At 48.9% G+C, this 22,293-nt stretch carries 22 protein-coding genes; 11 read left to right on the top strand and 11 right to left on the bottom strand.

The genetic code is table 11. The features are described from left to right. Positions 1–52 precede the first annotated feature (52 nt). From U2F10_RS31180 to U2F10_RS31160, 5 genes are all read right to left on the bottom strand, one after another. Entirely contained in the window at positions 53–691 is a 639-nt protein-coding gene (locus U2F10_RS31180) for an HAS-barrel domain-containing protein (protein WP_163668888.1), read from the bottom strand. A 165-nt stretch (positions 692–856) separates the two neighbouring features. Then, a complete protein-coding gene (locus U2F10_RS31175; protein ID WP_006517769.1) occupies positions 857–1,051 on the bottom strand; it encodes an NAD(P)H dehydrogenase subunit NdhS in 195 nt (64 codons plus the stop codon). Between the two features lie 200 nt (positions 1,052–1,251). Then, positions 1,252–2,508: a rod shape-determining protein RodA gene (gene rodA / locus U2F10_RS31170; protein ID WP_163668886.1), complete on the bottom strand. Its 1,257-nt coding sequence runs from the start codon at positions 2,506–2,508 to the stop codon at positions 1,252–1,254. A 75-nt stretch (positions 2,509–2,583) separates the two neighbouring features. Then, positions 2,584–3,651, bottom strand: coding sequence for an Mrp/NBP35 family ATP-binding protein (locus tag U2F10_RS31165; RefSeq protein WP_163671793.1), 1,068 nt, complete (start codon positions 3,649–3,651; stop codon positions 2,584–2,586). Between the two features lie 173 nt (positions 3,652–3,824). Continuing rightward, positions 3,825–4,382: an SRPBCC family protein gene (locus tag U2F10_RS31160; RefSeq protein WP_163668884.1), complete on the bottom strand. Its 558-nt coding sequence runs from the start codon at positions 4,380–4,382 to the stop codon at positions 3,825–3,827. 397 nt (positions 4,383–4,779) lie between these two features. Between U2F10_RS31160 and hemF the strand changes: the two genes are divergently transcribed. The 3 genes from hemF (at position 4,780) to psb29 (ending at position 7,692) form a co-directional block, all read left to right on the top strand. Further along, positions 4,780–5,805: an oxygen-dependent coproporphyrinogen oxidase gene (hemF, locus tag U2F10_RS31155; protein WP_163668883.1), complete on the top strand. Its 1,026-nt coding sequence runs from the start codon at positions 4,780–4,782 to the stop codon at positions 5,803–5,805. A 461-nt stretch (positions 5,806–6,266) separates the two neighbouring features. Further along, on the top strand, positions 6,267–6,629 hold the full coding sequence (locus tag U2F10_RS31150; RefSeq protein ID WP_163668880.1) for an STAS domain-containing protein: 363 nt from the start codon (positions 6,267–6,269) through the stop codon (positions 6,627–6,629). A gap of 286 nt (positions 6,630–6,915) precedes the next feature. Continuing rightward, the gene (psb29, locus tag U2F10_RS31145) at positions 6,916–7,692 is read left to right on the top strand and encodes a photosystem II biogenesis protein Psp29 (protein WP_250566191.1); all 777 of its coding nucleotides are present in this window, start codon (positions 6,916–6,918) and stop codon (positions 7,690–7,692) included. A 12-nt stretch (positions 7,693–7,704) separates the two neighbouring features. On the opposite strand, the gene U2F10_RS31140 is transcribed toward psb29, so the two are convergent. From U2F10_RS31140 to U2F10_RS31130, 3 genes are all read right to left on the bottom strand, one after another. Continuing rightward, complete coding sequence (locus U2F10_RS31140; RefSeq protein ID WP_499874221.1) at positions 7,705–9,222, bottom strand: hypothetical protein; 1,518 nt, start codon at positions 9,220–9,222, stop codon at positions 7,705–7,707. Then, positions 9,182–11,044 (bottom strand): hypothetical protein, encoded by a 1,863-nt coding sequence (locus U2F10_RS31135; RefSeq protein WP_499874220.1) that lies wholly within the window; start codon positions 11,042–11,044, stop codon positions 9,182–9,184. The genes U2F10_RS31140 and U2F10_RS31135 overlap by 41 nt, the downstream gene beginning before the upstream one ends. A gap of 217 nt (positions 11,045–11,261) precedes the next feature. Further along, on the bottom strand, positions 11,262–12,920 hold the full coding sequence (locus tag U2F10_RS31130; RefSeq protein ID WP_163668869.1) for an ArnT family glycosyltransferase: 1,659 nt from the start codon (positions 12,918–12,920) through the stop codon (positions 11,262–11,264). A gap of 146 nt (positions 12,921–13,066) precedes the next feature. On the opposite strand from U2F10_RS31130, the gene U2F10_RS31125 reads away from it, so the two are divergent. Further along, positions 13,067–14,680, top strand: a complete 1,614-nt coding sequence (locus U2F10_RS31125; RefSeq protein WP_499869668.1) for an ArnT family glycosyltransferase — start codon at positions 13,067–13,069, stop codon at positions 14,678–14,680. 129 nt (positions 14,681–14,809) lie between these two features. Next, a complete protein-coding gene (locus U2F10_RS31120; RefSeq protein WP_163671792.1) occupies positions 14,810–15,034 on the top strand; it encodes a DUF7219 family protein in 225 nt (74 codons plus the stop codon). Positions 15,035–15,037: 3 nt separating this feature from the next. Here the strand turns inward: U2F10_RS31120 and wecB are convergent, their stop codons facing one another. Next, on the bottom strand, positions 15,038–16,153 hold the full coding sequence (gene wecB, locus U2F10_RS31115) for a non-hydrolyzing UDP-N-acetylglucosamine 2-epimerase (protein WP_499874218.1): 1,116 nt from the start codon (positions 16,151–16,153) through the stop codon (positions 15,038–15,040). 142 nt (positions 16,154–16,295) lie between these two features. On the opposite strand from wecB, the gene U2F10_RS31110 reads away from it, so the two are divergent. Then, positions 16,296–16,757: a CRR6 family NdhI maturation factor gene (locus tag U2F10_RS31110; protein ID WP_499060397.1), complete on the top strand. Its 462-nt coding sequence runs from the start codon at positions 16,296–16,298 to the stop codon at positions 16,755–16,757. 82 nt (positions 16,758–16,839) lie between these two features. Here U2F10_RS31110 and U2F10_RS31105 read toward each other — a convergent pair whose 3' ends face one another. Together U2F10_RS31105 and U2F10_RS31100 are read right to left on the bottom strand one after the other, a co-directional pair. Then, complete coding sequence (locus tag U2F10_RS31105; protein WP_499869666.1) at positions 16,840–17,004, bottom strand: element excision factor XisH family protein; 165 nt, start codon at positions 17,002–17,004, stop codon at positions 16,840–16,842. A gap of 24 nt (positions 17,005–17,028) precedes the next feature. After that, positions 17,029–17,532: a YxiG-like protein gene (locus U2F10_RS31100; protein ID WP_490795020.1), complete on the bottom strand. Its 504-nt coding sequence runs from the start codon at positions 17,530–17,532 to the stop codon at positions 17,029–17,031. Positions 17,533–17,726: 194 nt separating this feature from the next. On the opposite strand from U2F10_RS31100, the gene U2F10_RS31095 reads away from it, so the two are divergent. The 5 genes from U2F10_RS31095 to mltG all read left to right on the top strand — a co-directional run bounded on the left by U2F10_RS31095 (position 17,727) and on the right by mltG (position 22,258). Then, the gene (locus tag U2F10_RS31095) at positions 17,727–18,890 is read left to right on the top strand and encodes a F420-0:Gamma-glutamyl ligase (protein WP_499874217.1); all 1,164 of its coding nucleotides are present in this window, start codon (positions 17,727–17,729) and stop codon (positions 18,888–18,890) included. Between the two features lie 24 nt (positions 18,891–18,914). Next, complete coding sequence (locus tag U2F10_RS31090) at positions 18,915–20,087, top strand: N-acetyltransferase (protein ID WP_499874216.1); 1,173 nt, start codon at positions 18,915–18,917, stop codon at positions 20,085–20,087. Between the two features lie 3 nt (positions 20,088–20,090). Further along, on the top strand, positions 20,091–20,519 hold the full coding sequence (gene ruvX, locus U2F10_RS31085) for a Holliday junction resolvase RuvX (RefSeq protein WP_163668856.1): 429 nt from the start codon (positions 20,091–20,093) through the stop codon (positions 20,517–20,519). A gap of 33 nt (positions 20,520–20,552) precedes the next feature. After that, the gene (locus tag U2F10_RS31080; RefSeq protein WP_163668854.1) at positions 20,553–21,137 is read left to right on the top strand and encodes a DUF3727 domain-containing protein; all 585 of its coding nucleotides are present in this window, start codon (positions 20,553–20,555) and stop codon (positions 21,135–21,137) included. A gap of 62 nt (positions 21,138–21,199) precedes the next feature. Further along, complete coding sequence (gene mltG / locus U2F10_RS31075; protein WP_499874215.1) at positions 21,200–22,258, top strand: endolytic transglycosylase MltG; 1,059 nt, start codon at positions 21,200–21,202, stop codon at positions 22,256–22,258. The last annotated feature ends 35 nt before the right edge of the window (positions 22,259–22,293 follow it).

The raw sequence follows: 22,293 nt of genomic DNA, 5'->3' as shown, positions 1-22,293 counted from the left end.
AAAGTCCATCATAGAAGGCGTTGCAATTTGGTCAGAAAATTGGCTGGCCAGTTTAAGGATGAATCTGATTGAGGATCATCCGCAGTCGATCATAATCATCCTTGAGCAAAGTCCCAACCGTTCGACCAGCCAGCACCAACCAATCGCGTTCAAACTGCCGTAGCTGATAAATCTCACGAATCGCTGCTGCCACCAAACTCTCATTCGGTACCGCACTCACCTGCAACAGCGTCCGCAAAAAATCCAACTCTTCCGTAAAGCCGATGACCTCATCCGGGTCGCATCGATAGACTGCCTGATGCACCTGTGGTGGTCGCGGTGGCAAATGCTGATAGTAGCGCTCACTGGGCGTCTCAAATCCGACAATCGCCACCCGAAATTCAGTTTTCAACATCGCAAAGATCTGCGGCTGCTGCTGACGTAAATCCTCCAGCGACATCCCTAATGCCCGCGCCCGATGCACCGAATCAATTGGGCTAGTGGTCGCATGGTAAACCACCCCATAAATCTGATTGCCCGCTTCCTCATCAAAAGACTTCACCCAACTACCAAAGGGTGGCATTGCCGGAAAACTCAAATCTTCCGGCTCCAAACATTGAGCCAAAAACTCAGTCGTTGCCGTTTCAATTACCTCTGCAATGTGGGTCGGATGACGCTCACGCTCAGCCAGCTGTGGTAAAGGAAGACGCATAGTTTACATAGTACAAACGTCTTCAGTACATTAGCACCCTTTCCAGAAAAAGACATCCCGTAGGGGCTCCCCTTGTGGGTGCCCTGACCAGGCTTGCCTTCTTTCTGCTTGTTTGATTAGTGGAAATGAGGCTTTATTTATGATGGGCATGCACAAGGCAAGCCCCTACTTCTTCTTACCGCGCTTAGGCTTAACCACCTCAAGTTCAGACATTCTGAAGGTCACTAGCTTATCCCAGTTGCCCCCCTCAAACAGCACAGCCACTTTACCATCCGTAATCCGCTGTACTAATCCTTGAAACCCATAGTATGTATCGTTTACATTCGTCACCTTCACAGGAGAGCCAGGCAAAATTATCATTGGTGTCGCTTTACTAGAGTTTCAATAAATAGTTTAACGGTAGGTTGGGTTGCCACAATGCCAAAACCTTTGCTGCTATCTCAAAAGTTGGTGATGTTGGGTTAATAAGGGCCTTTGAAAAATGCCAGAAATATGAGTGTGGGGTAACCCTACCTACCTGGGTGTTGAACTCGGTGGGCCAGAGTTTCACAACCGATGCCTTAAAACTTCAACCGATGATGAAAATTCGCTACCGACTCCACAATGCCGATGCCAATAAAATTCGTCAGCAATGACGATCGCCCATAGCTCATCCATGGCAGCGGAATCCCCGTAATCGGGGCTAGACCAATAGTCATCCCAATATTCACCACCACCTGGAATACAATCATTGACAGCACACCGATGGCCAATAGTGAGCCAAAATTGTCCTTTGCATGCTGAGCAATAATAATCAGCCGCAGGCAAATAAACCAAAAGACTAACACCATGACCAGGGCACCCATAAATCCGAGTTCTTCACCCAGGGCCGAGAAAATAAAATCCGTATGCTGCTCAGGAATAAAACTCAGCTGAGTCTGGGTCCCATGGAATAAGCCTCGACCCCACAGTTGACCTGAGCCGATGGCAATCCTTGATTGAATTAAGTGATATCCACCTCCTAAAGGATCCTGTTCAGGATTCAAAAATAAAGTCAGACGATCCCTTTGATAATCTTGAAGTAGTCCCCAAAGCAACTCGCCAATCTTACCGGCAATGGAATTGACGACAACGGTGATCAACGTGCTATACCATCGCAGCGGTAACGTCATCCAGGCAATGACTCCGGCCAGCACTACCCAGCCAATCCATACAGGAATCGACAGAGTAAAGATAATGGCAGCAACCAGGGGCGACACCAAAATCACCAGCCAGCCTGGATTCATATTGCTCCAGTAGAGCATCCCTAAAACGATGGCACCCAGTACAAGCGAAGTGCCAAGGTCTGGTTGTAAAAAAATCAGAGCCCAAGGGACTCCCGTAATGGCCAGAGCCTTTATCAAGCCGACTAATGTGGTGGATTCTCGGTCTTTTAGGGTGGCCGCTAACGTAATGATGATGCCGATTTTAGCAAATTCCGACGGCTGAATATTAAAGCCACCAATGCTGAGCCAGCTCTGGGCACCGTTACCCACCGTACCCACCAGCATCACAGCCACTAAGGAGACATTGGTAATTAAGTAGATAACCCAACGCCATTCCAGTAAAGACTCATAGCGACTACGGGCGATCCACATACACATAACTACGCCAACCACGCACATAATCACGTGGTTCCAGGCCAGGTCGGTCTCACCGGTATATAACCTGGTGCTGGCAATCAACAGACTCGAAAAGAGCGTGATGCCTACAGGAAACAATAACAGCAACCAGTCAATCCCACGCCAGGGATGCAACCAACGGTGAAACCATTTGCCTAGAAGTGCGGTTTGAGCCATAAACACAAAACCAATTGTAATTTTTTTATTTTGTGGAGACGTTCCATGGAACGTCTCCACAAAATAAATGAATACCTACGTTAACGCTGCGACCGAAACCTTAGCTGCTACCTGCTGAGAAATTTTAGTTAAGGCGACCGCTGAAGCTGACTCAGGCTGGGCCAAGACAATTGGCTTACCTGCATCGCCACCTTCTCGTACTGGCATTTCTAAGGGTACACAGCCTAGCAAGGGCACCCCTAATGCTTCCGCAGCTTTTTCACCACCTCCGGAGCCAAAAATATCGTAGGTCTTTTCGGGCATATCGGGGGGAACAAAGTAGCTCATGTTTTCCACAATGCCTAACACGCGCACGTTTAGCTGTTGGAACATTTTTAAGCCGCGACGGGCGTCGGATAGGGCTACATCCTGGGGCGTAGTCACAATTACCACACCCGCCATGGGGACGGCTTGGGCCATGGTGAGTTGGGCATCACCGGTACCAGGGGGCATATCTACAATCAGATAATCTAATTCACCCCACTGTACCTGATACAAAAACTGACGGATAATGCCGTTTAACATGGGCCCGCGCCAGACAACGGGCTGGTCAGGATCGATCAAAAAGCCCATAGAGACTAATTTGACGCCATGGTTGAAGGCGGGCTCCAGTTCCTGCTGACCGTCAGATCCGTCTCTAACAACGACATTACCTTCTTTCACACCCATCATGATGGGTGCGTTGGGGCCATAAATGTCGGCATCGAGTAGGCCGACTTTGGCTCCAGCTTTGGCAAGAGAAACAGCGATATTGACGGCTACAGTGCTTTTACCAACGCCACCTTTACCGCTGGAAACAGCCAAAATATTTTTGACCTTATCAATGCCTTGTTGGTCGGGAAGGGATGACTTCTGTTGAGGGGTCTCAGCCGTGACTTCTACATCTACAGAAGCTACACCTGGCAAGGTTTTAACTGCTTTTTCACAGTCTTCAACAATAAATTCTTTAAGCGGACAAGCCGGAGTTGTTAGTACAAGGGTGAAACTCACCTGGCCATCATCGACAGCCACATTACGGATCATATTGAGCTCTACCAAGCTTTTCTGTAGCTCAGGGTCTTGGACGGGGCGCAGTACGTCCAGAATTGCCTCAGTTGTCGGCATCATTTTGGTGAAAGACAGATGTGAACGGATAGGATTCTTAAAAGAATGTTTACAGTCCATTCTAGGACGTCATGTCCGATGCGTTGGAAACGTTGTATGCAATGTCTTTATAGCCTTAATAGGCAAATGGCAAATATAAAGACGTTCGATGCCATGATCCATCCTGTTGCTTGTTAGCTAAAGATATCGCGATATTTATTGGCCACTATGCCAGACGGAGTGGCCTGTTCAGCGGCTTGAGCTAAGGCGTCGGCCACCCTGGCTGCATAGGGACGTAGAAATGACCAAGCGACTGGTGATAACCAGCCCTTGAGTTCTATGGAATAAGAAATACGGGTGCCGCACAGGGCTGACTCTAGACGATAAATTGCTCTTTCTTCTAATCCTGGTACTGGAAAAATTCGCAGGCTGATGTATTCACCAGGGAGTACGTTCTCTACAAAAATTTTGATGGGTACCGGTACCCAATGGGCAAACACTCGATAAATCAATCCTGGCTTGGCTTCCTGGCCAGTCGGGGCATTGGTGGAGGTGATCAGTGGATGCCAGGATGCCAGATCTGCTAAATCATTGATCTTTTGCCACAACACCTCGATCGAAGCCGTGCTGCTAACTTGATAGTGCTTTTCTAACGTTCTTTGATTTCTCTGGTTCAGAGCGAGTTGTCCGCTTGCCTGGGGCTTGTGGCGACGGAAATGCTGTTGGAGTGATTTAAACCAGCGTTGAAGCATAATTAAAGGCTGTGGCCTGCCAAATTTAGTTGTTGTAGCCCTAGGCGATGATTTCTGCTCGACTATTGTTGAAATGTTGAAACAGAAATACTGATTGTTAAGGGACTCACTAATCAAGACTTGACCACGTAAGTTTTTATATTGAAAGGCATTTTAACCTTGGGTTAACAGTTCAACTATTTGCTGATCTAAGGACAGGGGCGGAAACGAAGGTGTCACACAGCTTTAGGCTTTTGTCAAGGATTGTCACACTGTGTGTCAACTTGGTTTAAAACGTCTCAAATCATGATTCATTATCAGTATTAGCTGCATCCCTAAGTCTTTGACCTCACTGGGCTTCCAACAATGGCAAGCAGCATTAGCCTTAATTAAATTTGTTTTTTAGTTCAAGATCGCCATGGTCATCGCTTCTACGCAGAAGGTATCTAGTCCGGTTGCTCCTCCTAGTGATTCACGCGAGCGTGTAAGCCAAGGGTTTAAAGGGCTGCAAGATCGCATATGTCAGAAGCTGGCTGAGGTTGATGGTGTCGGTCAGTTTATGGAAGACCAGTGGACCCGCCCCGATGGTGGTGGTGGTCGTTCACGGGTGATGAAGCAGGGCGATGTCTTTGAACAAGGCGGTGTGAACTTCTCTGAGGTGTGGGGTGATCGGTTGCCTCCCTCCATCTTGATGCAGCGACCTGAAGCTGAAGGTCATGGCTTTTATGCGACAGGCACTTCAATGGTGTTGCATCCTCGCAATCCCTATGTGCCTACGGTTCACCTCAACTACCGCTATTTTGAAGCTGGCCCAGTTTGGTGGTTTGGTGGTGGTATTGATCTGACTCCCTACTATCCCTTTGAGGAAGATGTGGTGCAGTTCCACCGCACGCTTAAGGAAGCATGCGATCGCAACCATCCTGAGTACTACAATACTTTCAAGCTGTGGTGCGACGAGTATTTCTACCTTAAGCATCGTCAGGAGACTCGCGGTGTTGGCGGTGTGTTCTTTGACTATCAGGACGGCACTGGTGAGCTTTATCGTGGGCCAAAGCCAGAAGGACCTGCTGCCCAGCACAGCAAGCAAGTAGGACAGCCAGCACAGCGCAATTGGGAAGATTTATTCAAGTTTGCCATTGACTGTGGCGATGCATTTTTACCCTCCTACATTCCAATTGTTGAAAAACGTCGCAATACGGAGTATGGAGAGCATCAGCGTAACTTCCAGCTTTATCGCCGTGGTCGTTATGTTGAGTTCAATCTCGTCTATGACCGTGGCACCATTTTTGGCTTACAAACCAACGGTCGTACTGAATCGATTCTGATGTCGTTACCTCCCATGGTGCGCTGGGAATATAGCTATGCACCTGAGTCAGGAACTCCTGAAGCAAAGCTTTACGATACGTTTCTGAAGCCTCAAGACTGGGTTAATTGGGACGCTTAGAAAAGAGACCAAGTCTTTAACATATGACTCCTTCTGAGGATGAGCCAATCTGTGAGTTCTTTGTGAGATACATTGCTCTCAGGTTGGCTTATCTTATTTTTGGGTTTTGTTAACTTTCTGCCATCGCTTTTGGGAATGTTTGGAACTACATGCCCCCTTTACGCATCAATAGATATACAGGGTAAGGTGGGTCATCTTACCTCAAGATTAGGTGTGATTGAGTGCGTAAATATCCTGATGTGGTCTGCATTTTTATGCATACTTGTATGCACGTTATTCTGATCACGCTGTACTTCAATACAGTCAGGCATACTGATATGTCAATAAAAACCCGCAATTTGTCGTAAGCATTTGACATTTCAGTCCTTTCTCCTGATTGTACGGGCATCATGGTACGTATGAGCGCAATTTTCAGTGTGCACGTCAGACATTAGACATTTAGATATGAAGGGCCGGTGACTATGGAGCAAAGAATCGTCAACCCTCCTGAAGGCAATCACAGTATCGTTGTATTTTCACCCCAGGGGCGACTAGACATTACTACAGCTTGGCAATTTCGCTTGAAGCTCCAGGAATGTATTGTCAATACCACTCCCCATATCATCGTTAATCTCGGTCAAGTTAATTTTATTGACAGCTCTGGGTTAACTTCCCTGGTAGCAGGTATGCGCGATGCTGATAAGCTACAAGGGAGCTTTAAGCTGTGTAATGTTCATCCAGAATCGAAGCTGGTCTTTGAAGTGACTATGATGGATTCTGTGTTCGCCATCTACGACAGTGAAGAAGAAGCCATTAAGGCAGCACCTGAACCCATGATTTTTTAAGTGGGTCTTGAGTCGAGTCTAAAGCTCGCGCCCCATAGGTTTCCTGTTCGTTCTGCGCTAAAGTGCAGGCACTTATAGTTCTGATCGTTTTTTCAGAATTGAATCTAAAACGAACATAGGCGTCTCAGCGCCAGTTGATTGAAGCCACACATTAGCAATGATTGCTCGACTTGTCTGTGAGATAAGCCGTTAATTTCGTTAAGGTGGTATAGGCATCCATCACGCAAAATACTATTTCGCCTAGATCATAGGATTCTTGGCAAAAGGTCGTCCGCAGTAGAAAATGATGTCTAACGTTTTATTACCCCCACCTGTGACTAATCTCCGTACGGTTTCCGATACCAAGCGAGCCTTTTACAATTACCACTCTCGTCCAATCAATTCTCTGTATCGGAGAGTGATTGAAGAGCTGATGGTGGAGATGCATCTGCTTTCGGTAAATGTTGATTTTGTTTATAACCCCCTCTATGCACTGGGTGTGATAACTAGTTTTGATCGGTTCATGGTGGGGTATGAGCCTGAACAGGATAAGGAGTCCATTCTTTCGGCCATCTGTCAGGCAGTGGAGGGTGATCCCCAGCAGTATCGCCAGGATGCTGAGGCCTTGAAATCTGATCTTGCCAACCTATCGCTGGGCGATCTCAATACTCAGCTCGCCAGTGCCAAAACTACGGATGGTAATGGTTTGCAAAACAAGCTTCACGTGGTGGCTACCCAGGCTAGTGCAAAGTACACGCGCTTGATGGCCGTGGGTCTTTACACCCTATTTGAGACCGTTGATCTGTCTGCCCTAGAAGATAAGGACAGCCGTGAGGAGATGCTAAAAACCGCTGCCGAAATGCTGGCATTGCCAGCTGAAAAGGTAGATAAGGATCTGGAGCTCTATCGGAGCAACTTGGACAAAATGGCCCAGGCTCAGGAAGTGATGAAAGATATTTTAGAAGCTGAGCGTAAAAAGCGTGAGCAGCGTGCCCAGGCTAAAGCAGACTCTCCAACGGCAGAGACGGTCGCTCCTCCTGATGTGACCGATACGCCTGATGCGCCTGAGACTGAAGAAGCTTAGGGTTTCCCTTCCTTAATTGTTTGCTGAAGTTACCCAATAAAGATAGTACTCTTCGTTTTGCCAGGCCTTTGTGAATTGCTCGATGGGTTCAATTGTTAGGCCTGGTGTCGGTTCTTCTAGTTTTTTGGTAAGCACCAGCAGAATTTTGGGGTGTTCAAGTATGAGCTGCTTCACCTGTCGAATCACTTCTGGATGATCAACCTCGTTGCGAACGCCCTTGAAAAATAGGGTATAGCTACCGATGGCCTGACGTTCTGGAAAATAAAATGATCGACCAAAATAACCGCTTAAAGATGCCATTTGAGCATCTCGGCTAGCCACGATAAATTCATCTTGGAGATTGGCCTGACGCATGTAGGCAGCCGCAGCTCGACTCGCTGAATAGGGGATAGTGAAATCCATCACAAACATGAAAATACCGCCTAGCAACTGAGCTGTCAAAACAGTGGCAAACATGCGGTTAAACCAGCGTTTAGATGTTTGCTGTTGCTTTTCAAGGCTTGGTAAATATTGGGTGATAGCCGTGGTTGGCGGGTAGTAATGAGCTAACCATAAAGCAGCTATTAGGATGAGATAGAAGTTGCCAAAATGCCGAATAGAGTTGGGCATAAACTTGGCGTAGGTAAAGCCTAAAATAATGCCGTTACCAAGCAAATAAAACGCCAGTGGATAGGGCTTTTTCACAAGCTTGAGACACACCAGCCAGCAAGAACCAAGGGCAAGGACGCCACAGACTAATAGATCTAGATACTGCCGACCGTTGGGGATAATCACATAGTAGCCGCCAAAGATACGGCCAATGGCTCGCAGTAAATGACGGATGTCTAACCCAGTGACATAGCCCTCTAATGCTTGATTAGCGACATAACTGGGGGGCAAGATGAAATGCAGAGCCATGGCGTAACCCGCTATAATCAACCCGCCGCTGAATAGGATATCTAGCCAGTTACGGCGAAGTTTAGCGTCAAAGACAAGTTCTAGCCCCAGGGTAAGGGCAAGTGCGATCGCAATCAAAAACGCATATACATTAGTATTAGCCAATAGCACCAGCAAGCCTGCCAGGGGCCAATAAGCCCGCTGTCGCTGCGGCCAAAGGGCACAAATAGCGAATAACAGTAGCATGGCCACAGCGTAGTTGCGGGCAATCAGCAGGTGCTCATAGAACGGCAAATAGCCAAAGGTAAACAGCCATTTCTGCCATTGAGTAAAGGGGCTGCATCGCCAAATCAGCAGCACTGAGCCCATGGCCAGCAGCCAATGAAAGACCTGCATGGAGACGGGATGGCCAAACAGGTGATAAAGCATCGCCACCAGCAGGTGCCAAAGACCAGGGTGGGCTCGGTCATAGCGAATATTCTCAACAAAGGCTCCCCAGGATGGACTGTCCCGCGCGATTAGCCAAACGTTCATCTCATCACGCCACATGCTGTGGTTGAGTGTGCCGATTAGACCCAACACAGCAATAATGATGACGGCTGTCCAGGGTGATTTATAGAGGCTGACCAGCTGGCGTGGCAAACGAAGCGTCATGGAGATTATGAGACTTGGGAGCGCCATCAATCATACTGCTAACTGTCGCTGCTATTGTGCTGTTGCTGTCACCTGTTGCTCCAGCACACAGCTGTTGCTCTAGCACACAGGCATTGTTGACTAGCCAAAAGCGCTCTGTCTCTACCACTGTGCAAGACTCAATGCGGGTCCGTAACACACTGGTATTACTATTACTGACCTGTTGCACAACCTTCGCCGTTAATGGCTGATAGTTATTGGCCCAATATTGATGATGGTCTAAATAGTCAGCAGAAAAAGCACCTTTGTTCACCAGCCAAAAATCTATGCCATAGCGATTGCTAAATGTGGTCAGCTCAGTTTTATCACTGGTGTAGTGGGCCTTTAATAAATCAGCCGCTCGCTGTCGGATTTGACGGTAATAGCCCAGATGAAAAGGCGTTGCATATTCAGGGGCGATCAGGGTGGAGCGTCTAGCAAAGGCAGGAATATTATCGGCTTCGTAATCGATGGAGGCGATCAGGGTGTCGTGAGGTTGGGTTTGTAGATATTCATAAATCGGCGCTTCTTGGCCAGCCATGTAGAGGGTTTTGGGAAACTTTTTCAGCAATAGCGGGTAGTAGAAAAATAAGGGCACGACCACGAGTAATATGGCGATTGGGGCCACCAACTTTAGCTGGCGGCGGCGTTTACAAATGGCTGCTAAGATGACGGTCCAGGCGATGGCGGCCAAGATGGGGATAGCCAGCATGATGGAGTGGCTGGTGTAGCGCCCAGGCATATGGAGCTTAAAAGCCTGAGCATAGGCGGCTATAAACCAGACCAAGCTAACCAAAGTCAGCTTAGTAAACACGTGAATGGCGGGACTTATGGCGCTTAATCCTGATGGTGAAAATCTCTTACTCCATCGCATCGGGATTAAAAATAGGGCTGCGACCAGGGTGACTGGCGTAAAAATTGTGCGCTTGAGAATGGCTCCATGGCCCCCAAACAAAACCAACCAGTAGCGGGAGATGCCTTCTCTAAAAAAGGAGTGACGGCCTGTTGGCTGAAATTCTGGTATGGTGTGTGCCTCAGCCATGGTCACCACTGGCCCAAATGCATGGTTGGCCAGTGCATAGGTGGGCAATATGCACAGCGCGGCGAGGATGAATGCTGCGATCGCAATCCTCAGCCGGCCACGATGGACCATTACCCAAGGTTGAGACCACTTGGCAGGCAGGGTTGCCCAATCGACGGCGTGGGCTGCGTACAGCGTTGTTGCAACCACAGCAACCGGCGGATAGAAAAGGGTCAATAAGCCTAAAAAGGCTAAACTCACCAACCACCGTCGTCGCACAAAATAAAACAACAGTGGAATTAACAGCGGATAAATAAACGCTCGCGGCGATGCTGATACGACATCGTCAGTACACCAAATATGCTGACTTAGCATCACCGATGCCATCACTCCAGTGGCGGGAACTGGGAAAATAGCCAGGGTTAAACCGTAGTAATAACCCGCCGCAACCATACCCAGGAACATAGGTATCACCTTGGCAAACCACTCAGGCTGTAAATGTAGGCTGCTAGCAATGCGATAAAACAGCTTATAGCCCACGGGGGTAATAGACTGGAGATAATCAGCAATTAAATCATTGGGAAAAGCATCAGCATCCCGCCAGCGTTCCATCCAAAACAGATAATGTCGGGCGTCATCTTGGATCACGTAATGGGCCGCAAACCCCTTCTGCATAGCTAAATAGCCATAGAAAAAGGCAAAAAAAAGGCTGAACGCCAGCCCAAACCACCACTGTATATCCTTTTGAGGATGCTGCTGCGGACTCAATAATCTAGCCAGCATAGATCAACCGATTGAAGAATAAATAAAACATCGCGTTTGTCCCAAAAAATGCAAAACCCATTACGTCTATGCGGCACCTAGAAAGCAAAAAGCGCAAATGAAATCAATGCGCTCCAACTATCAAGAGCATGCTAATGTCCTGAAGTCTGGTCGCCTATCAATATTTCCCTGAGCTTTGTTGTAAATCCTTAAGCTTTTACAGAGAAAATACGGATCATTACTGAGCAAGAATACGGATTAAGTGCGTTCGCTCAATTTTTCCTAAAGAGTCATAGGGTTTCGTGAGTGTAGGCAATTCATTATCTTCAATCCAGATATAGTCATTGGGACCAATTGCTTCCAGGGTGTCTAATTTTTCCCCTGGGTTGGGGGTATAAAACCTGAGCAGGGTACTGCGTTTGCTGTTGAGTCCAGGGGAAAAACCGACGGCTTCAGTTTGTAAAACAGGTTGAATATCATCCCGAATTAACAGGGCCTTCATGTCAGGATTAATGTTGCCTAAGTCGGCTGTTCCCCAGGCGATTGTTAACCCTAACCAATGCCCTAACAGCAGTAGCACAAGCCAGCTGAGTAATATGGGTTGATTCTGAGACGTGCGAAACCACAGCATGCCAGCAGCCAGCCAGCCAAGCCCCAGGCCGAGAGCAATCGGTGCATAGGGGCGAATGTCATCGGCGCTAGGCAGAATGTCTGTGACAAGTGCCAGACCACCGGCAGCTATCAGTACTGTCCCCAATAGCACCAGTAGACCATTGACAGTTGTCAGCAGGCGTTTGATGGTGATGCTAAGAGAGGGGGTGAGCAATCTCTCCATGGTGTATCCAGTCAGCAGAGCCAGAAATGGATATGTGGGAATGGCATAGTGGGGCAATTTAGTAGACGCAAAGCTCAGTAAACCCAGGTACAGCAGTGGATAAAGTAGCAATAGGGAAATTTGCGGCTGACACACATAGGTAACTTTTGTATGGGTGCGTAAAAACCGTAAACTGAGTAAACCGACTGCTGCCAGGGCAAAAAAGATCCAAAGAAAATCATTGACTAACAGATTGAACAGATAAAACAGTGGCGATTTGGCTCGATCGGTGGTCAACCCCTGACTGACTGGAAAGTTAACAATGGCCTCAATAACGGCCATGTCATAGCGCCGCCAACAGAGCCATAGCCAGGTTGCCGTGGGTAGCAGACCGATCAGCCCCCCTAAATAGAGACTCCATTGCCTTAAGTGGTGTTTGCCCGATAGCAGCATATAGGGTAGCAAACAGGCCATGGGAACAGCGGCCAATGCACTGCGGATGAGAACGGTTATGCCCAGGGTGATGCCTGCTCCGAGGTAACACCAATGCTTGGAGGATGACTGTTGCCTTTCTGCCGCTAGCATGAGCCAGATCGCCAGCAAAATGAGTCCTGTAAACAGAACGTCTGGGGTGGCTAAACGACTGTACTGTAGCCATAGGGGAGCCACACCCAGAGAAAGTGCCCCCAGTAGGGCAGCGGTTGGGTTCAACAGACGGCGGCCAATGCTATATGTGAGCCAAAGGCAGCCAATGCTGGCCAAGACGCTGGGTAGACGTACAGCGACTTCGTGCCGCCCTAACAGCTGAATAAATAAAGCCACAACCCAATAGGGACCAGGGGTTTTATGGTGTGGCGTGGCCCAAGGATGAATCCAATCTCCCGAATCGACAATGACCCTGGCGCGACGGGCGTATAGTCCTTCGTCGTGCGCCATCAGACTCTGGTGATCAAGGTCAAAAAAACCGGCTAATAACAAGGGCACTATCCACACCAAAAGAACGAGCCAGTGCCAGTGCTCTGCTTTAATCAGGGCGTGTAATTTTGGAGTGAGCCAACCAGGTCCCAATTGCCAGCGGGTCATGGGGAGAGGAATATGATAGGGCGTAGTTATTGTGCCACTGTATAGGTTGAATTGTCGTGATTGATCAGTGGCTACTGTGCCACTGTATAGGTTGAATTGTCGTGATTGATCAGTGGCTACTGTGCCACTGTATAGGTTGAATTGTCGTGATTGATCAGGTAAACGCATCCCGTCAGTTAAACCGTTCTACTGCTGTCGGTGCCCTATCTCGAATAGTAAGTCTAGATGGGGTTTGGCTTACCCTAGCGGCTGTTTTACTGTACTGGTGGCGATTAGGCATGCTGCCCCTACGGGACTGGGATGAGGGCACCATTGCCGCTGTTGCCCGAAGTATGGCGGTCAGCGGTGATTGGATTTATCCCACACTCTATGGCGATGCCTATTTGAATAAGCCGCCTCTGGTGGAGTGGTTAATGGCCACGGGGTATCTGGGGGGCGTTTCAGAATGGACATCGCGGTTGTTGCCAGCTCTGGTGAGTGCCCTAGCTATACCGCTGCTGTATTGGGTGGGACGAGAAGTATTCCAGCAGCGGCGACCGGCACTGCTGTCAGCTGGTGTGTTCTTGACGCTTCTACCCGTAGTCCGTCATGGTCGCCTGGCCATGCGAGATGGGGTGGCGGTGACGCTATTTTTGCTGTTACTGCTGTGGGGGTTAAAGGCGCGCAAGCGACCGGCATATGCCCTGGGTGTTGGTGTTTGTCTGGGGCTAATTGCACTAACCAAGGGGATTTTAGTGATTCTGCTGGGCGTAATCGCCCTGGTGTTTTTTGCTATACAGTTTTTTGCTATACAGACTGTGGGGTTGGGGCGACAATCTGCCAGCCACTGGTTGCTACGTAATCCTTATTTATGGCTAGGTCTAGGTTTAGGCAGTTTGCCAGTTTTACTGTGGTATGGTGCTCAGCTGCTACGCTACGGCAATGTTTACTGGCAAGGGCACTTTGTTTCTCAGTCCTTTGAACGAGTGACCTCGGCAATTGAAGATCACCAGCAGCAGCCCTGGTATTACCTATTAGAAATGCTGAAATATGGCTTTCCCTGGCTGATGTTTTGGCCTGGCGGTGTGTGCTTAGCCTGGCGACAGCGTAATCGCCCTTGGGGACAGCTGGTTTTGGTGGGCACTGCGATATATCTGGGGGCTATCTCTCTAATGGGTACCAAGCTACCCTGGTACATCATGCCGCTATATCCGTTTGTGGCTCTAGCCATTGGTGCCTATTTGCATCATGCCTGGGAAAAATCGCCCCGTTGGGCGATTGGTCTTTTGGCCTTAATTAGTGTGGTTGCCCTGGGTGGTGGTGTTTACTTGGGCGTGGCCGATCAGCAACCAACGCTGATCGCCATTGGTATTGTCTTAGGGATGAGTGCGGGTTGGACAGGTTTGCAGCTATGGCGACGACGGGCACGGTGGTGCTTGACCCTGATGGCAGGCCTATACCTGACGCTGTTGCTATTGATGGGGTCTGATTTTTGGCTGTGGGAGCTAAATGAGGCCTATGCAGTTAAGCCAGTGGCAGCGATGGTGAAACAGCATGTTCCGCCTGAAGCTGAGGTGGTAACGACGTTTAGCTATGGGCGACCGAGTCTAAATTTTTATTGCGATCGCAACATCCCTACCCTATCGGGTCAACCTTTGCTTGAGCGCTGGCAGGATAATCTTTACGTTCTTGCTGAAGTCCATCATTTAGATACACTGCCCCCGTACCACGAAATTGGCCGTACCGACGACATGGTACTTGTGCAACCAATGATCCAGTAACCTTTAGAATATACGCCGATATCTGAAGCCATTGGTATGATCATTAGATGTATAGGCATCTGTCAACTGCCCTAATCAGAGGACCTTCCGTTGGTTGATGAACCTAACGAACAAAAGCAAGACTTTATTATGCCCCGTGCTTCTTACCATGGGGAGTTTTCGCCTGAACGGATGGTATTCAATGCTAATTTGCAAGAGTTTGCCACCCGAATTTCACTGATTTGCAATCTAGAAACAGGGGGCAAAATCTCGTCTGAAGAGGCCTACCAGCAGATTAAAAGACTGTGGAAAGAATTAAAGTCATCTAAAAAGAGTTTGTTAGATGAAGCCCAGAAACGTGGGGAAGGCTCCTAGTTTTTAGCGGTTGAAATAAGCCAATACTGCTCGGACGATGCGTTCTGATGCCTTACCATCCCCAAATGGGTTAATGGCTCGGGCCATGGCATCGTAAGCCGCTGGCTCCCTTAGTAACTTTGCTGCTTCGCCAGTAATCATCTCTGGGTCGGTGCCTACGAGTTTGGCTGTGCCCGCTTCCGCCGCTTCAGGTCGCTCCGTTGTTTCCCGCAAGACAAGAACAGGTTTCCCAAGGCCAGGGGCTTCTTCCTGTAATCCACCAGAATCCGTCATCAGTAGATAACACCGTTGCATGGCTCCTACGAGCTGGCCATAGTCCAGCGGCTCCACCAAAAATGTGCGAGGGTGGTGATCGAGGGCCGCCTTTAAGGGCTCTCTTACCGTTGGGTTGCGGTGCAACGGCAGTAGCAACGCCGTATCCTCGAATTTGTCTAATACTTGTAGAAATCCCCTGGCAATATCCTGTAGCGGCTCCCCCCAGTTCTCTCGACGATGTACGGTGGCTAGAATGACGCGATGGGCTGTCCAATCTAGCCCAGGGACATCACAGGCAGGAGCCTTAGAGGCCACGGTCTGTAGGGCATCAATAACGGTATTGCCAGTCTTAAGAACAGTACCGCTGACGCCCGAGGCTGCTAGATTGGCCACCGATTTGTCAGTCGGTGGAAAATGCAACGTTGTGATCTGGGAGACCAAGCGACGATTGGCCTCTTCAGGAAACGGATTAAGAATATTGTCAGTGCGTAGTCCGGCCTCCACATGCCCCACGGGAATCTTCTGATAGAACGCAGCGAGAGCGGCGGCAAAAGCAGTGGTTGTATCCCCCTGCACCAGCACGATGTGAGGCTGTAGTTCTTTAAAAAGTGTTTGTAAGCCTTGCAAACTGCGACAGGTAATGTCTGACAGGGTTTGCTTAGGCTGCATGATATTCAGATCCCGATCAGCCTGAAGCCCAAATAGCTGCATGACCTGGTCCACCATCTCCCGATGTTGCCCCGTGAGTACAACCTGAGTGTCAAAATCTGGTGTTTTCTGAAACTGTTGAATCACTGGGGCCAGTTTAATTGCCTCAGGGCGTGTTCCCAGGGTGATACAGACGCGAATAGGAGATGTGGTCATCGGCATAAAAACATATATATCGTGCAGTATGGTCTGGAAACGGAGGTCGTAGTCAAGACCCGGCTGACCCCCTAGTAAAGTCTTCCACAGCAAGGCACACTGTAATCTGTTTCATCTGCTTCACTGTTTTATCTCCCCCACCATGCCTCAATCCATTGTTATCGATGCTGCGCACCTTCAGACTTTGGACCTGACAGTGGCCCAAAGTACCTTGAGTCAAGTTGACTGGAAAACCGACTTTAAACTGAGTTTTGCTATCGATTATCCCCGCGAGGCCAATGACCCCCGCGAGCTGTCTGAGCTTCCTGAAGTACGGCTATGGTTTATTCGGCTCGATAGTCAATATCCCTGGCTACCCCTGTTTCTAGATGTTGAGTCGGGTGAGTTGGGCCGGTATGCAGCCATGCTAGTGCCCCATCAGTTCAGCCCCTTAGATGGCATTCGCTATAACCCAGAAGCTCTAGAGATTTTTGTGATGGGCAAAGTGTTTACCATTGCCCAATGGCTCAAGGATAACCAAATTGATGGCATCGAAAAACTCAAACTGATGGTACGTACTCTTGGGTATGAGCTGGATGATGGCCTATTTGAGCTATTGCAGTAGATGTGTTGAGTCGCGTCATCCTGGCCCAGGAAATCGATATATTCCTGAAGTAGTTTTTCGATAATAGGTCGATACTTGGCTGCTAAGGAATCCACTGCAAGACTTGCTCCTGGTTAGCATCGAACCCTAGGTCAACGTATAGGCGTTTGCGGGTCAAACGAATGACCAATGGGTCGTGGGTAATGGCCCAGCCATCGTTGATCAAAGACTGTTTAGCATTGTCATGGTAGAAGTCTTTAGCTGGCATTTGGGGATATTTCCCTAGAATGGCTCACCATTGGCTATTTTGGGGCAGTGGAACAGTTACAGCTGAGATTTGTTCGATATTATCGTTCAGCTTTCGTGCAAAAGCATCGTGATAGATAATGCGAATAAAAAAACGGTCGGTTTCAAGAGTGCATTCGTAAAATTCCTGACCAATGCGTAATGCCCACTCTTTTGCTAACGTTGATGGCTCAATAATTGTCAGGCCTGGATAAGCATTCGACCAGTTTGTGCCCCAAACATAGCCGTCAGGCTGACCCGATGCATTCCAGCTTATGCTATCGATGAATTCGTCTCCCCACGATTGCGACCAGACTTGATCGTTGACCCTGGTTTCACAATCAGCACGAACACAATGTGTAAAGCACAATTCGTATTCACCTGGATTATTGCCCAAACAATCTTGAATGTGAAATAAGTAATCACGTCCGTGGGAAGCCCATCCATGGCCAATTAAGGCAAAATCAATTGGTGAAAATATCTGTAAAAGCTTATTGACTGGGTTCATCATGTGAAAAAGATTGGCTAGGTTAATGACTCAGCTCCAATGAGTACTTTGAATGCTATTCAGTTATTTAGCCAATTGCTTCAGACCCGAGAGTACGATACAAATCTTACGGATGTATAAAGTAAATCCTAAGTTGGGTTTATGGCTGCACCACTCATAATAGATAGCCATGGTTATGGCAGAGGAGCAACCCACTAATGGCAGGCATTTTGGGCACGCTGGCGATATTGCTAGTCTTGGCAGTTTGGTTACTGATTGAACGGCAGTATCAGAGTCGCCCTGGCAATCAGTTAGAGCTGGAATCTGGCAAGTGGACAATTACTACGCGAGAGCCTCAGCACTATGTCATTGAGGGTGAACCTTCGCTGATTAATCTGACGCGCACCTTAGAAATTATGGTGCCGGAGATTTCCATCAAGACAGAGCTACTGTCAGGAGCCAGCTTGGATGGCATCACGGTCAAAGCAAAGCTGGTATCGGATCACGAAGATGCTCCTGCTAGGCCCGATAACTATTGGTTTGCCTACATTGTCAAAACCGCTAAATCCACAGGGTTGAAGATTAAAATAGATATCCAGGGGCCTGATTTGTCTAAACTTAAGGCCCTGTGGATCAAGGTGCACTATCTCACCTATGGCCCCGAAGGTCGGATTCCCAAAATGGGCAATGTGGTGGTGCCCCTGAAATACCCTGACCCCGATGCTCCTCAAAACTGGCGGTCTACACCAAAAGCAGACGTGTTGCCGATTCCCACCCATTTGCTGGGTCCCCTGGACAGCCCTATTGATACGGTTAAGCGTTATGTTGAGCCCTTTGCTAAGCCTGGGGACATTGTCACCATCGGTGAAACACCTGTGGCGATTATGCAAGGGCGTTGGCGGCATCCCAGTGACATCAAACCGGGCTGGGTAGCGAAGCGGATTTGCTATTTCTTTATGCCCACGTCGAGTCTGGCGACGGCCTGTGGTATGCAAACCCTGGTAGATCTGGTGGGACCATGGCGAGTGGTGTATGCCTTTGTGGTGGGTGCGATCGCAAAGAAGTTCTTAGGTCGTGCTGGCATGTTTTACGTACTTGCAGGTGAGCAGGCCCGCTTGATTGATGATGTCACCGGCACCTTACCCCCTTACGACCAGTTCATTGTGCTGGGTCCAGACAACCCTGAAAAAATTGTTCAAGATATTTATGACGTAACTGGCCTGAAAGCGGCCATTGTCGATGTCAATGATTTGAAAGCGGTTAAGATATTAGCAGCAACACCTGGCACTGACGTAGACTTGATAACGAGTGCTCTGCTCGATAATCCGGCTGGTAACGCTGATGAACAGACTCCTGTAGTCTTAATTCATCCCAAATCCTAGGGATTTTGTCCATATTTTGGTCCTATGACACCCGTTAACTCCTCTGACTCCATTGCGGTTCGTCCCGTACATTTTCGTGACTCAGAAAAGCTGATGCCCAATGGCGGCTCAGAGGTGGTTACCTGTGGCGCATTTACCAAAAATCAGCCTGTACTCGACTCGGGACATTTGTTTGGCAAAGAGGCTTGGCAGCGTTTATCTCGTCTGGTAAATCCTCTACAGCCCAAGACCATTACCTTTGCTGCTGGCTGTAAACATACTACCCAGGGTGTGATTCAGGTTTCGCCATTTAACTCTACACGCAGCACCTGGCGGATTGACCAGGTGATGGTGAAAGCGTCCTCTGATGAGGTACTAACCCTGAACTTAGACTTGGCCAGTTTGCTGCTGCGCCACTGCTTTGAAACCATTGTTGAGGCCCACACCTGGATCAGTGAAACCAGTATCCAAGATAAGTTCGGGCTAGCCCTCTATCGCCAAAATGGGTTCCAGCCCCTGGCCTATGTCACCTACTGGTCCATAGACGCAGAGCAAATTACCAGTCTGGCGGAAAATGAGCCAGATTTACCCAATCTATTGCCGGTCAGCAACGCTGATGCCCAGCTGATTTACCACCTGGAAACAGCGTCGATGCCACCTCAGTTGCGTCAGGTGTTTGATCACCAGATTCAGGACTTTCGGACGCGCTCCATTGCTGGTGTGAGAGCCCAAGTGCAGCGTTGGCTAGGTCAGTCTGAGTCAGTTTCAGCCTACGTATTTGAACCCCAGCGGAAGGCGGCCATTGGCTACTTTAGTCTGCGTCTCTCCCAGGATACTGAGCAACCGAATCGGGCAAAACTCACCGTCCATCCCGCCTACACTTGGCTATATCCAGAGCTCATGGCTCAAATGGCTCAAGTGTTGCAAGGGGCATCCAACCAAACCCTACAGCTGGCCTCTTTGGACTATCAGCCTGAGCGCGAAAGTTATTTGCGGGAAATTGAGGCCACAGAAGTAGGTCACACAGTGATGATGTCCCGTTCTGTATGGCATAAGGTACGTGAGTCAAAGGCTGTTTCCATTGAGGGTTTACAGGATGTTTTGCAGGGATTACAGCCCTCTGGTAAAGCGATTCCAAGTCGCTTTTTTTGGGATGCCGCTAATTCTGGTTTGAGACGCCCAGCCAGGGATGACTCTTCGGGTGGGACAGCGGGTTAACGCATGATTTCTGTCTTGGGATTAGATATTGGTAGCAGGCGGATTGGTGTAGCTGGTTGCGATCGCACAGGCCTAATTGCTACGGGGTTAACCACCATTGAAAACAAGTCTTTTGTCTATGTGACTGAACAACTCAGGCAACTTGTTCGTCAGCGTGAGGCCACCCTGCTAGTGGTGGGATTGCCCTACACCTTGGATGGGACAAAGGGAGCCCAGGCTAAGCGGGTACAAAAATTCACTAAGCGTTTAGCTAAGGCTTTGAGTTTGCCCGTGGCTTATGTAGATGAGCGGCTTACATCAGTGGAAGCAGAACAGCAGCTGCAAGCAGAGCGCCGCCCCATTGAAAAAAATAAGGGCCTAATAGACCGTCGAGCGGCTGCTATTATTTTGCAGCAGTGGCTAGACAGCTCTCGGGCTGATCGCCCTTCTTAGTTAGGGCCTCTGCCCAATGATCCACAACCACGCATGGCAAATTTGAATCACAACTCCAATCAAAATTCTGACCCGTCTCCTGATTTCCAACAGGGAGGCCAGCCCATCGTGACCCTCACTGATGAGGGCGGTCATACCCTCGCTTGTTACGTTGAAAAATCCATTACCCTCAGTAATTCTGGCCAAGAGTATTTACTGCTGCTCCCTGTTTCTGCCCCGATCGAGATTTTTAGCTGGCAGGATAACGATGATACCTTGGCGGATATTGAGGATGAGGAGATTGATCCGCTCTTTCCCAGTGCCCGTGCAGTTTTAGCTGAGTTAGACTTGACCTTGCAGCGTAGTGCTTATACGCTGACAGCCGTAGGTAATATCCCTGATGCAGAAGACGAAAGTTGTTTCGCATTAGAGGTCGATGATGGGGGGGCAACGGACAATTTTCAAATGCTGGCGCAGTTTTATCATCGCGATCAGCGTTATGTGACCTGTACACCTCTAGAGCCCTTACTTTTCTTTGCCTACCGCACTGATGCTGATACGGTGATGTTGCTATCCCCTGAAGAGTTTCAGCGGTTGCAACCCCAAATTGAAGATCAGCTTTTTGAGGGCTTAGATTAGGCATCTACAGTTGAACGTACCAAACAATTCTGAACCTGGTCCATGGCCTGTCTAAACGAATTATGGGTTGTTTAAAACGACTATTTTATGTTGGCATTTTCCCGGTTGCCTTAGGTGTGGCCGCTTGGCAAGGGTGGTCATGGTGGAGCTGGGCCAATAGCCCTGTATTGGCGAGAGACGATGAACAGCCAATACAGTTGCAGATTCCATCGGGCACTGCCGCTCAGCAAATTGGCCAAGACTTAGAAGCAGCTGGCTTAATCCGCTCTACTACTGCCTGGAAAGTCTGGAATCGTCTTCAGGAATTTCAAAATCGCGAAGGAGGTCTACAGGCGGGGACCTATTCGCTATCTCCCACCCAATCCATGTCAGAGATTGCCGACCAAATCTGGACTGGTGATGTGGTACAAACCAGCTTTACAATTCCGGAAGGCTGGAATCGTACTCAGATGGCGCAAGCTTTAGAGGCACAAGGTCTGGTCAGTGCTGATGACTTTTTGCGGTCTACTGAAGAAATTCCCTATGCCCAGTTTCCCTGGCTGCCTCATGGGTTGCCCCATCTGGAAGGGTATCTCTATCCAGATACCTATCAGCTACCCAGCGAGCAAATGGATGCTGATAGCATTGTTGATGTGATGCTGCTGCGCTTTGAACAGGTCGCTCTGCCTGTGTATCAGCAAGGAACCAGCCCCTATTCTCTGGATGAGTGGGTAAACTTAGCTAGCATCGTTGAAAAAGAATCTGTGGTGCCTGAGGAACGGGATACGATTGCCGGAGTATTTGCTCGACGGCTGCGGGAAGGTATCAGTCTGGGATCTGATCCAACGGTGGAATATGGTCTGGGGGTGACTCAAACACCAGAAAGACCACTAACCTTGACCCAAGTCAATACCCCCAACCCTTACAATACCTATCGTAACTTAGGACTTCCTCCAACTCCGATCGCCAGCCCTGGCATTGCCAGTTTAGAAGCTGCCTTAAATCCGCCGGATACGGAGTTTCTCTACTTTGTTGCTCGCTATGACGGTACCCATGTGTTTAGCCGTTCTTTAGCAGAACATGAGCGGGCCCAGGGTGAGATTCGCGATCGCGTTGATGCCCAGTTAGGGGATGATCTTTAAGCACTATTAACCAGGGCAGGCACAAGACCTGCCCC

This window comes from Leptothoe sp. EHU-05/26/07-4 (genome assembly GCF_043421015.1).
GTDB lineage: Bacteria > Cyanobacteriota > Cyanobacteriia > Phormidesmidales > Phormidesmidaceae > Leptothoe > Leptothoe turfae.
The sequence above is the reverse complement of the archived record's forward strand: the minus strand, read 5'-3'. Positions and strand labels throughout refer to the sequence as shown.